The sequence below is a fragment of the Salipiger marinus genome (assembly GCF_900100085.1).
Classification (GTDB): Bacteria; Pseudomonadota; Alphaproteobacteria; order Rhodobacterales; family Rhodobacteraceae; genus Salipiger; species Salipiger marinus.
Genome location: NZ_FNEJ01000002.1, coordinates 229,374 through 239,220 on the forward strand (window position 1 = coordinate 229,374; position 9,847 = coordinate 239,220).

A 9,847-nucleotide genomic window follows, 5' to 3' on the forward strand; every position below is an offset into this window, starting at 1 on the left:
CTTACTTCCTCTTGGCTTTCTTGTCCGCAGCGTGACCGTAATAGGTCCGCGTCGGGGAATATTCCCCGAACTTCTGACCGATCATGTCTTCCGTGACGTTCACGGGGACGTGCTTCTGGCCATTGTAGACCGCAAACGTCAGACCCACGAACTGGGGCAGGATCGTCGACCGGCGCGACCAGATCTTGATGACTTCGTTCTTGCCCGACTCGCGAACCTTTTCGGCCTTTTTCAGGACGTAGGAATCGACGAACGGACCCTTCCAGACAGAGCGCGACATGGATTACCGCCCTTTCTTCTTGGCGTGACGCGAGCGGATGATCAGCTTGCTGGACGCCTTGTTGGGGTTGCGGGTCTTCTTGCCCTTGGTCGGCTTGCCCCACGGGGTCACCGGGTGACGGCCACCGGAGGTGCGGCCTTCACCACCGCCGTGCGGGTGGTCGATCGGGTTCATGACGACGCCACGGACGGAAGGACGCTTGCCGTAATGGCGGTTGCGCCCGGCCTTGCCGAGGTTCTGGTTGCTGTTGTCGGGGTTCGACACGGCACCAACGGTGGCCATGCATTCCTGACGCACCATCCGCAGTTCGCCCGAGGACAGGCGGATCTGCGCGTAACCACCGTCACGGCCAACGAACTGGGCATAGGTGCCTGCCGCGCGGGCGATCTGGCCGCCTTTGCCGGGCTTCAGCTCGATGTTGTGGACGATCGTCCCGATCGGCATGCCGGAGAAGGGCATCGCGTTGCCGGGCTTGATGTCGGCCTTGGCCGAGGCCACGACGCGGTCGCCGATGGCGAGACGCTGGGGCGCAAGGATATAGGCCTGCTCGCCGTCATCATACTGGACCAGTGCGATGAAGGCAGTTCTGTTCGGGTCATATTCGATCCGGGCCACGGTGGCCGTGACATCGAACTTGGAGCGTCGGAAATCGACGATCCGGTAGAGACGCTTTGCGCCACCGCCGCGGCGGCGTGCCGTGATTCGTCCGGTGTTGTTCCGGCCGCCCGATTTCGTCAGACCCTCGGTGAGGGCTTTGACGGGGCGTCCTTTATACAGCTCCGAACGGTCGATCAGCACCAGCCCGCGCTGGCCCGGCGTCGTCGGCTTGTACGACTTAAGTGCCATGCTTCTGTCTTCCGTTTTGCAGAGGGGCGGATTGCTCCGCCCTATGTGTGAGCCCCCTCGACTTGCGTCCGCAGGTGGCCGGTCGTCTAGGCCCCCGAAGGTGCCCGGTTCGATATCCGGAACCATCGGCCCCGAACAAAAGCAGAGCCCCGGACGAATCCGGGGCTTCTGCGGATGCCGCTGGATAAGGGCAGTGCCCTCTCAGGTCAAGCCGATTATCCTTGGCCCGCAAAGCCCCGCCGCCCTGCCCCGAAGGCGGCGCGGACCGGCTGCGCCCCGCGTCGCCGGATCACGGCAAGCGCCAGAGCCAAACCTATGAGGCTAAAAGCAAAAATACCCCTCGCGGGGCCCTTGGCCATATTCCCAAAGTGAATATGGCGGAGAGGAAGGGATTCGAACCCTCGAGACGGTTCCCCGCCTACACACTTTCCAGGCGTGCGCCTTCGACCACTCGGCCACCTCTCCGCCGACCGCTTTACCGGAAAGTCACAACCGGGTTCAAGTGGGGAAACGCAGAAAAAAAGCCCCGGTCTCCCGGGGCTTTGCTGGATCACATATTGGGGTAGTTCGGGCCGTCCCCGCCCTGTGGCACGGTCCAGTTGATGTTCTGGGCCGGATCCTTGATGTCGCAGGTCTTGCAGTGCACGCAGTTCTGGAAGTTGATGACGAACTGCTGCCGCCCGTCCTTTTCCACGAATTCATAGACCCCCGCCGGGCAGTAGCGGGCCGAAGGGCCTGCGTATTTCGGCAGGTTGTCCAGCACCGGCACCTTCGGATCCTTCAGCTTCAGGTGGGCGGGCTGGCTTTCCTCGTGGTTGGTAAAGGAAAACGCCACATTGGTCAGCCGGTCAAAGCTGAGCTTGCCGTCAGGCTTGGGGTAGTCGATGGGCTGGTGCTGCGCCGCAAGCTCGGTCGAGGCGGCATCGGATTTGCCATGTCCCAGCGTGCCGAACAGCGAAAAGCCGAAACGGTTGGTCCACATGTCGAGCCCGCCCAGCGTCAGCGACCCCAGAAGCCCGTAGCGCGTCCAGATCGGCTTGACGTTGCGGACCTTCCACAGATCCTTGCCGATGGCGCCCTCGCGCACCTCGGTCTCGTAGTCGGTCAGCTCGTCCGAGGCGCGGCCCGCGGTGATCGCGGCAAAGGCCGCCTCCGCCGCCGCCTTGCCCGACAGCATGGCGTTGTGGTTGCCCTTGATGCGCGGCACGTTGACCATGCCCACCGAACAGCCCAGCAGGGCCACACCCGGCGCCACCATCTTCGGCATGGACTGGTAACCACCTTCGGCGATGGCGCGCGCCCCATAGGCCACGCGCTTTCCGCCCTCCAGCAGCTCGGCCACATAGGGATGATGCTTGAAGCGCTGGAATTCCATGTAGGGATACAGATGCGGGTTGCGGTAGTTCAGATGCACCACGAAGCCCACATAGACCTGATTGTTGTCCAGATGGTAGATGAAGGCCCCGCCCCCGGCATTGCCGCCCAAGGGCCAGCCCATCGTATGCTCGACGCGGCCGGGATGGTGCTTTTCGGCCGGGATCTCCCAGATCTCCTTCATGCCAAGGCCGAATTTCTGCGGGCACTTGCCTTCGGAGAGGTTGTATTTCGCCATCACTTCCTTGGCGAGCGAGCCGCGCACGCCTTCGGACAGGAAGACATACTTGCCCAGCAGTTCCATGCCCGGCTCGTAATTCGGGCCCGGCGTGCCGTCGGCCTCGCGGCCGAATTCGCCCGCGACCACGCCCCGCACCTCGCCAGTCTCACCATAGACAAGCTGCGAACAGGACATGCCGGGGAAAATCTCGACCCCCAGCGCCTCGGCCTGCTCGGCCATCCAGCGGCAGACATTGCCCATGGAGACGATGTAATTGCCCTCGTTGGACATGAAGGGCGGCATCGGCCAGTGCGGGATGGAGACCTTGCCCCCCTCGCCCAGCAGATAGAACTTGTCCTCGGTCACCGGCACGGTGAGGGGGGCGCCCTTTTCCTTCCAGTCGGGGATCAGCGCGTCCAGCCCGCAGGGATCCAGCACCGCGCCCGACAGGATATGCGCGCCGACCTCCGATCCTTTTTCCAGCACGACCACGGCCAGATCGGCATCAAGCTGTTTCAGGCGGATCGCCGCAGACAGGCCCGCTGGCCCCGCCCCCACGATCACCACATCATATTCCATCGACTCGCGCTCGATCTCGGCCATGCCGGGCTCCTTCGCTGGCTTTCCCGCAATTTTCTTGCGCATCCGCGTAGCGCGACGGTGCGTCAAAGGTCAATTGCAAGTCCACGTTAAAGCGGAAAATCCCCTGATCGCCAAGGGGACACGCTGCCGCGCAGCGCAGCGCCACTTGCCAAAGCAGAGCGGAATGCTCACTCTTGCACGAAGGCACGACACATGGTTTGAGAAGCCAAAGACGCAACGGGGCCGGGGAGTTTGCCCCGCGACAGTTCCGGAAAGATCCAATGGAAAAGATACCGATGACCCGCGCGGGCTTCACCGCGCTCGAAGCCGAATTGAAGACGCTCAAGTCCGAGGAGCGGCCCGCCATCATCAAGGCGATCGCCGAGGCACGCGAGCATGGCGACCTGTCGGAAAATGCCGAATACCATTCCGCGCGCGAAAAGCAGAGCTTCATCGAGGGCCGAATCAAGGAGATCGAGGGCGTCATCTCGCTGGCCGAGGTGATCGACCCCAGCAAGCTGTCCGGCTCGGTCAAGTTCGGCGCCCGCGTCACCGTGGTGGACGAGGATACCGACGAGGAAAAGACCTGGCAGATCGTCGGCGAACACGAGGCCAATATCGAAAAGGGCCTGCTGAACGTCCGCTCGCCCATCGCCCGCGCCCTGATCGGCAAGGATGAAGGCGATACGGTCGAAGTCCGCACCCCCGGTGGGGAAAAAAGCTACGAGATCCTCCGCATCGACTACACGTGACAGGGGGCACCCCCGATGGCCGAGAGCAATGACAGCCGCCCGACCGCGTTCGGCCCGCTTGCCCCGGACAGATCGCCGGGCATCACCGGGATCGAAGTGGTGGCCGGGGGCCTGACCTTGCTCTGGCTGCTGCTGTCGGGGGGATTTGTCCTGATGACCGGCGCCGCCGGACTGGACGGGCAGAGCCTGCTGCTCAGCGGCATGGTGGTGTGCTTTCCCGTGGCGCTGATCTGGGTGGCGGCGCTGACCGCCCGTGCCAGCCGCACGCTGCGCGAGGAAAGCGCCCGCCTGCAGGCCGCCATCGACGCGATCCGCAACGCCTATATCGCGCAGGCGCAGGGCGGACGCGGCGATCCGGGCCTGTCCGCGCTGTCGCGCAAGCTTGACGAAATCGCAGGCGCGCAGCGCAAGGCGGAAACCACGCTGGCCATGCTCGCCTCTTCCCGCGCGGCAGAGGCGGCGCTGGCGCAGGGGTCCAACCCGCCGGTGACCGTCACTCTGGCCGAGGACCAGCCCACCCTGTCGCTGGGCACCCCCGCCGAGGCGCTGCGCCCGCCCGTGGCCAATGCCGATTACATCCGCGCCCTGAACTTCCCCGAAAACGCCGAAGACCGCGACGGCTTTTCCGCCCTGCGCCGCGCGCTGAAGGACCGGCAGGCGGCGCAGCTTATTCAGGCGGCGCAGGACGTGCTGACCCTGCTCAGTCAGGACGGCATCTATATGGACGACCTGCGCCCCGACATGGCCCGCCCCGAGATCTGGCGCGCCTTTGCCAAGGGCACGCGCGGGCGCGCCATCGCGGCCTTGGGCGGCGTGCGCGACCGGTCCTCGCTGGCGCTGACCGCAGGCCGGATGAAGCAGGATCCGATCTTTCGCGACGCGGCCCACCATTTCCTGCGGCTCTTCGACCGGGGCGTGGCGCGGTTTGAACCCAATGCCAGCGATGCCGAACTGCAGGATCTGGCCAATACGCGGTCCTCGCGCGCGTTCATGCTGCTGGGCCGGGTGGCGGGCACCTTCGACTGAGCCCGCCCGGCGTTGCATCCCTCCTGCGGCTTGAGTAGGTCTGACCGGACCCGACCGGAGAACCGCTGATGCCCGCCCCCTCGCTTTCGTCCTTTTACTGGCAGGGGCTGCGCGCGGGCGCGCCGTTCTTTCTGGTGATCGGGCCCTTTGGCCTGCTGTTCGGGGTGCTTGCCGCCGAAGCCGGGCTGAACCTGTTCGAAACCCTGTCCTTTTCGGTCGTGGTCATCGCGGGTGCCGCGCAGTTCACCGCGCTGCAGCTGCTGCAGGATCAGGCCCCCACCCTTGTGGTGCTGGCCTCGGCCCTGGCGGTAAACCTGCGGATGGCGATGTATTCCGCCTCGATCACCCCGCATCTGGGCGGGCTGCCGCTGTGGAAACGCGCCATTGCCGCCTATTTTCTGGTGGACCAGACCTATGCCACCGCCTCGATCGCCTTCGAACGGCGGCCAGAGATGACGCTGTCGCAGAAATTCGCCTTCTTCATGGGGGTGATGACGCCGATCTGCCCGCCTTGGTATGCGTTCAGCCTGCTGGGCGCGCTGGTGGGGGAAAGCATCCCGCCGGAATACGGGCTGGATTTTGCGCTGCCCATCGCCTTTCTGGCGATGATCGCCCCGGCGCTGCGCAGCGGCGCGCATGTGGTGGCGGCACTGGTGGCCACGCTTGGCGCGCTGCTGCTGGCCTTCATCCCCTATAACCTTGGCGTGCTGCTGGCGGCGCTCTGCGGCATGATGGCGGGTGCGGAAACCGAACGGAGGATGGGCGCATGATCGACCGTCTGGATCTGTGGGTCGTCATCATCGGGCTGGGGCTGGGCAGCTTCGGCCTGCGCTTCGTGTTTCTGGGGCTGGTGGGTGACCGCCCCCTGCCCGCATGGCTTAGCCGGCATCTGCGCTATACCGCCGTGGCCGTCATGCCCGCCATCGTCACGCCGCTGGTGATCTGGCCCAATGCCACCGACGGGCAGACCGATCCCGCGCGGCTTCTGGCGGCAGCGGTGACGCTGGGCGTGGGCTATGTGACCAAGAACGTGATCCTTGCCATCCTGACCGGCGCGGTCACGCTGGCGGCGTCGATCTACGGTCTGGGCTGAGCGGCGCCGGTTTCGAACTGCGCGACGGCCAGCGTCTTGTCATCGGCGTCATCCTCGCGCAGCACGCGCTCGGTCACGCCGGGCAGGGTCGCCATCTGATCGGCCAGAGTGTTCGGGAACCATGTCTGGCGCAGCGCGCCGAAGCCCGGCAGCTGCCGCAGCACCCCGGATGTGGCCTGCGTGCACTGCGCCTGCCCCACCGCGCCATGCGACTGTGCCAGAGCGATGGCGCGTTCGGCCACCTGCGGCGGCACGTCGATGCGCTGGATGCGCACGCGGAAGCTTTCGCGCGCATGGGCCCGTTCGTAGAAATCGGCGACGGCGGGGGTGATGCCGTAAAGCACGTCCTGAATTTCCGGCACACCCTTGGCCCGCACCGATCCGGCAGGGTCAAAGATCACGCGCTGCGACGGCGCGGAAATCATCATGCTGGAATGCGCCCCCGCACCGGAGCGGTTGTTGATCATCGTATAAAGCGTGATCGCGCTCGGGCCGGGATGGGCATAGCGGGCCGCGGCGGCCTCTTGCGGGGAGGAATCGGGCTGCCGCATGGCGGGCGTGGCGCAACCTGCCACCGCAGCCACGGACAAGGCGGCCAGCAGCAGGACGCAACGCTTCATCGACAGTCTCCGGGTCTTCGGGCGGTGTAGGCCACCGCCCGCAGCGGCATCAGGTGTTGAACACCGCAAGGAACAGAAGAATGCCGATCACCACGATGACCGTGCGCATGCTGAATTTGACGAATCCCTCAAAGGTCTTTTCCTGAGCGGAAATGTCCATGCTGCCGTGCTTGTGCTCTGCCATGTGTTGCGTCCATCATTCGGGCGTTTATCCTGCCCGGGAGTTAGCGGATTTTGCAGACGGTGTCACGCCTTCAGATGCCGCATCCGGGCGCAGACTGTCGCAGGCCCGCGACGCCTGCCACAGCCACGCGCCCCCGGGGCCGGGCTGGCGGGTGGCACGGCCCGTCAGATGCAGGTGCTGGCAATGCGCCATCGCTTCCACCAGCGCCAGCCCGTATTCCGCATCGCCGATCCGGCGCTTGAACAGCGGCGCAAAACAGTCGCCCGCAGCCTGGGGCTGATCCAGATGCGCCTCCAGCCGGTCCAGCGCCGAATGGTGGTTGTCGATCAGCTGGCGCAGCCGGAACGGCAGGCCGGTGAAGGGCAGCTTGTGCCCGCCCAGCACCAGATGGTCGGCCCGGGCATGGGGCAGCAGCCGTTCGCAGGAGGTCAGCCAGTCGCCCACCGGATCGGCCTGCGGTTCGGTGGCGTAGACGCCAAGGTTGGAACTGATGGTGGACAGCACCTGATCCCCGGCCAGCACCAGCGCATCGTCGCGTGACCACAGCGTGGCATGTTCCGGCGCGTGGCCATGGCCGATGCGGATGTCCCAGTCGCGCCCGCCTGCGCGCAGCACGTCACCTTCGGCGATCCGGGTGAAGCCAAGCGGCAGCGGATACACGCAGTCGGCAAAGTTGAAGGGCCGCTCGCCGCTGCGCCGGGCGAGAATTTCGGGCGCCATGCCGCAGCGCTGCCAGAAGGCGATCTGTTCGGGCGGCGGCGTCTCCTGCGCGTCAAGCTGCAGCATCCGCGCGAACAGCCACGCGGTGCGCGTGGTCACAAGCTCGGCGCCCTGCTGCTGGAACCAGCCCGCAAGGCCGACATGGTCGGGGTGGTGATGGGTGACCACGACCCGCCGCACCGGCCTGCCCGCCAGCGGCCCGGCCAGCAGCCGGTCCCAGAGGCCACGCGCCAGCTTGCTGTTCATGCCGGTGTCGACCAGCGTCCAGCCGTCGCCGTCATCCAGCGCGTAGACGTTCACATGGTCGAGCTTCATCGGCAGCGGCAGACGCATCCACAGCACGCCTTCGGCCACTTCCCGCGCCGCACCGGGCACGGGCGGCGTGTCGAACGGGTATCGCAGCCCCTCCGCCATCAGACCGCCAGATCCGCGACGCTGAGCGCCATCAGCGGGGCGTCGCCTGCCCGCACCTCGGCCAGCAGGGCGCCATGTTCGGGCAGCATCCGCGTGATGTAGAACCGGGCCAGCCGCCCATGCGCGCCCTCGGGATCGGCAAGTGCCGCGCGCAGATGGTAATGCGCGCCCAGCACCCGCGCCGTGGCGCGCAGATAGGGCACCGCCACGCCGTAACGGTCCGCGACCGGCAGGCGCAGCAGCGTGTCGGTGGTCTCGCGCAGGGTTTCCGCCGCCTGCCACACCGCCTCGGCCAGATCGGGCAGGCTGGCCCGGGCGTCTTCGGCGCAGGCCTCGATCTCGTCCAGCAGGCGGCCCGCCGCCTCGCCGTGATCCATCAGCTTGCGGCCCACCAGATCCATCGCCTGAATGCCGTTGGTGCCCTCGTAGATCGCCGTCACCCGCACGTCGCGGTAGAACTGCGCGGCGCCGCTTTCCTCGATGAAGCCCATGCCGCCAAAGACCTGCACCCCGGTCTCGGCCACGGCAGAGCCGGTTTCGGTGCCAAAGGCCTTGGCGATGGGGGTCAGAAACGCCGCGCGCGCCGCCCAGTCCGCCGCCCCGGTGGCCCGCGCCATGTCCAGCGCCACGCCGCAGGCCAGCGCGATGGAGCGCGCCGCATGAATCTCGGCCCGCATCCGCGCCAGCATCCGGCGCACATCGGCATGGCCGATGATGGTCCCCTCGGTGGTCCTGCCCTGCCTGCGCTCCTGCGCATAGGCCAGCGCGTGCTGATAGGCGGCCTCGGCCACGCCGATGCCTTCGACCCCGACCCCCAGCCGGGCGTTGTTCATCATGGTGAACATGGCGCGCATGCCGTCATGCGGCGCCCCCACCAGCCAGCCCGTCGCGCCTTCGAAGCTCATGACGCAGGTGGGGCTGCCATGCAGGCCCATCTTGTGCTCAAGGCTCAGCACCTTCAGGTCATTGGCAATGCCGGGATTTCCCGCCGCATCGGGCAGGTATTTCGGCACCAGAAACAGGCTGATGCCCTTGGTGCCCGGTGCCCCGTCGGGCAGCCGCGCCAGCACCAGATGGCAGACATTCTCGACAAAATCCGCATCCCCCCACGAGATGTAGATCTTCTGCCCGGTGATCGCATAGGTGCCGTCGCCGCGCGGCTCGGCCCGGGTGGACAGCGCGCCCACATCCGACCCGGCCTGCGGTTCGGTCAGGTTCATCGTCCCCGACCACGCGCCGGAAATCAGCTTCGGCAGATACAGCGCCTTCAGGTCGTCGCTGGCATGGTGATCCAGCGCGTCGATCTGGCCCTGCGTCAGCAGCGGATTCAGCTGCAGCGCCAGACAGGCGCCGGACATCATGTCATTGATGGCGGTGGCCACGGCCATGGGCAGGCCCATGCCGCCATGCTCGGGCGGGGCGGCCACGGCCACCCAGCCGCCTTCGGCAATGGCACGATAGCCTTCGGCAAACCCCGGAGAGGTCCGCACCACGCCATTTTCCAGCACCGCGCCGCGCAGATCGCCCGCCCGGTTCAGCGGCGCCATCACCCCGTCACAAAGCTTGCCCGCTTCGGCGAGCACCGCATGCACCATGTCGGGCGTGGCCTCGGCGAAGCGGTCGGTGGCGGCCACCGCGTCATACCCCACCACATGCTCCAGCAGGAATGCGATTTCGGGCACAGGTGCGCGGTAAGCCATCAAACAATCTCCGATCCCGGTTGGCAAATCCCGGCC

General features: G+C 66.4%; 11 protein-coding genes and 1 tRNA gene. 4 read left to right on the plus strand and 8 right to left on the minus strand.

Features of this window, described 5'->3' with window-relative positions; genetic code table 11:
• Position 1: 1 nt before the first annotated feature.
• The 4 genes from rpsS to BLR51_RS03130 all read right to left on the minus strand — a co-directional run bounded on the left by rpsS (position 2) and on the right by BLR51_RS03130 (position 3,323).
• Positions 2-280 carry a 30S ribosomal protein S19 gene (rpsS, locus tag BLR51_RS03115; protein ID WP_089843698.1) on the minus strand — a complete coding sequence of 93 codons (279 nt, stop codon included), beginning with the start codon at positions 278-280 and terminating at the stop codon, positions 2-4.
• A gap of 3 nt (positions 281-283) precedes the next feature.
• Entirely contained in the window at positions 284-1,126 is an 843-nt protein-coding gene (rplB, locus tag BLR51_RS03120) for a 50S ribosomal protein L2 (RefSeq protein WP_089843703.1), read from the minus strand.
• A 375-nt stretch (positions 1,127-1,501) separates the two neighbouring features.
• A tRNA-Ser gene (locus BLR51_RS03125) sits at positions 1,502-1,591 on the minus strand.
• Between the two features lie 85 nt (positions 1,592-1,676).
• The gene (locus BLR51_RS03130; protein ID WP_089843708.1) at positions 1,677-3,323 is read right to left on the minus strand and encodes an electron transfer flavoprotein-ubiquinone oxidoreductase; all 1,647 of its coding nucleotides are present in this window, start codon (positions 3,321-3,323) and stop codon (positions 1,677-1,679) included.
• A gap of 260 nt (positions 3,324-3,583) precedes the next feature.
• Here BLR51_RS03130 and greA point away from each other — a divergent pair, with 260 nt between their 5' ends.
• The 4 genes from greA to BLR51_RS03150 all read left to right on the plus strand — a co-directional run bounded on the left by greA (position 3,584) and on the right by BLR51_RS03150 (position 6,173).
• On the plus strand, positions 3,584-4,054 hold the full coding sequence (gene greA / locus BLR51_RS03135) for a transcription elongation factor GreA (RefSeq protein WP_089843712.1): 471 nt from the start codon (positions 3,584-3,586) through the stop codon (positions 4,052-4,054).
• 15 nt (positions 4,055-4,069) lie between these two features.
• On the plus strand, positions 4,070-5,080 hold the full coding sequence (locus tag BLR51_RS03140; protein WP_089843716.1) for a hypothetical protein: 1,011 nt from the start codon (positions 4,070-4,072) through the stop codon (positions 5,078-5,080).
• Between the two features lie 68 nt (positions 5,081-5,148).
• On the plus strand, positions 5,149-5,850 hold the full coding sequence (locus BLR51_RS03145) for an AzlC family ABC transporter permease (protein ID WP_089843719.1): 702 nt from the start codon (positions 5,149-5,151) through the stop codon (positions 5,848-5,850).
• Complete coding sequence (locus BLR51_RS03150) at positions 5,847-6,173, plus strand: branched-chain amino acid transport AzlD family protein (protein WP_089843722.1); 327 nt, start codon at positions 5,847-5,849, stop codon at positions 6,171-6,173. Before BLR51_RS03145 ends, BLR51_RS03150 begins: the two co-directional genes overlap by 4 nt.
• Here the strand turns inward: BLR51_RS03150 and BLR51_RS03155 are convergent.
• The 4 genes from BLR51_RS03155 to BLR51_RS03170 are packed head-to-tail and all read right to left on the minus strand — an operon-like array spanning position 6,158 to position 9,811.
• Positions 6,158-6,793, minus strand: a complete 636-nt coding sequence (locus BLR51_RS03155) for a hypothetical protein (RefSeq protein WP_207543539.1) — start codon at positions 6,791-6,793, stop codon at positions 6,158-6,160. The genes BLR51_RS03150 and BLR51_RS03155 overlap by 16 nt on opposite strands.
• A 49-nt stretch (positions 6,794-6,842) precedes the next feature.
• Positions 6,843-6,977 (minus strand): aa3-type cytochrome c oxidase subunit IV, encoded by a 135-nt coding sequence (locus BLR51_RS03160; protein WP_089843725.1) that lies wholly within the window; start codon positions 6,975-6,977, stop codon positions 6,843-6,845.
• 24 nt (positions 6,978-7,001) lie between these two features.
• Positions 7,002-8,111, minus strand: a complete 1,110-nt coding sequence (locus BLR51_RS03165) for an MBL fold metallo-hydrolase (RefSeq protein ID WP_089843728.1) — start codon at positions 8,109-8,111, stop codon at positions 7,002-7,004.
• Positions 8,111-9,811, minus strand: a complete 1,701-nt coding sequence (locus tag BLR51_RS03170; protein WP_089843732.1) for an acyl-CoA dehydrogenase — start codon at positions 9,809-9,811, stop codon at positions 8,111-8,113. Before BLR51_RS03170 ends, BLR51_RS03165 begins: the two co-directional genes overlap by 1 nt.
• Positions 9,812-9,847: the final 36 nt, after the last annotated feature.

Coding starts and splice junctions, on each gene's coding strand:
- BLR51_RS03165 (WP_089843728.1), bottom strand. CDS start 8,111: ATGGCGGAGGGGCTGCGATACCCGTTCGACACGCCGCCCGTGCCCGGT.
- BLR51_RS03145 (WP_089843719.1), top strand. CDS start 5,149: ATGCCCGCCCCCTCGCTTTCGTCCTTTTACTGGCAGGGGCTGCGCGCG.
- BLR51_RS03130 (WP_089843708.1), bottom strand. CDS start 3,323: ATGGCCGAGATCGAGCGCGAGTCGATGGAATATGATGTGGTGATCGTG.
- rpsS (WP_089843698.1), bottom strand. CDS start 280: ATGTCGCGCTCTGTCTGGAAGGGTCCGTTCGTCGATTCCTACGTCCTG.
- BLR51_RS03155 (WP_207543539.1), bottom strand. CDS start 6,793: ATGAAGCGTTGCGTCCTGCTGCTGGCCGCCTTGTCCGTGGCTGCGGTG.
- rplB (WP_089843703.1), bottom strand. CDS start 1,126: ATGGCACTTAAGTCGTACAAGCCGACGACGCCGGGCCAGCGCGGGCTG.
- greA (WP_089843712.1), top strand. CDS start 3,584: ATGGAAAAGATACCGATGACCCGCGCGGGCTTCACCGCGCTCGAAGCC.
- BLR51_RS03140 (WP_089843716.1), top strand. CDS start 4,070: ATGGCCGAGAGCAATGACAGCCGCCCGACCGCGTTCGGCCCGCTTGCC.
- BLR51_RS03170 (WP_089843732.1), bottom strand. CDS start 9,811: ATGGCTTACCGCGCACCTGTGCCCGAAATCGCATTCCTGCTGGAGCAT.
- BLR51_RS03160 (WP_089843725.1), bottom strand. CDS start 6,977: ATGGCAGAGCACAAGCACGGCAGCATGGACATTTCCGCTCAGGAAAAG.
- BLR51_RS03150 (WP_089843722.1), top strand. CDS start 5,847: ATGATCGACCGTCTGGATCTGTGGGTCGTCATCATCGGGCTGGGGCTG.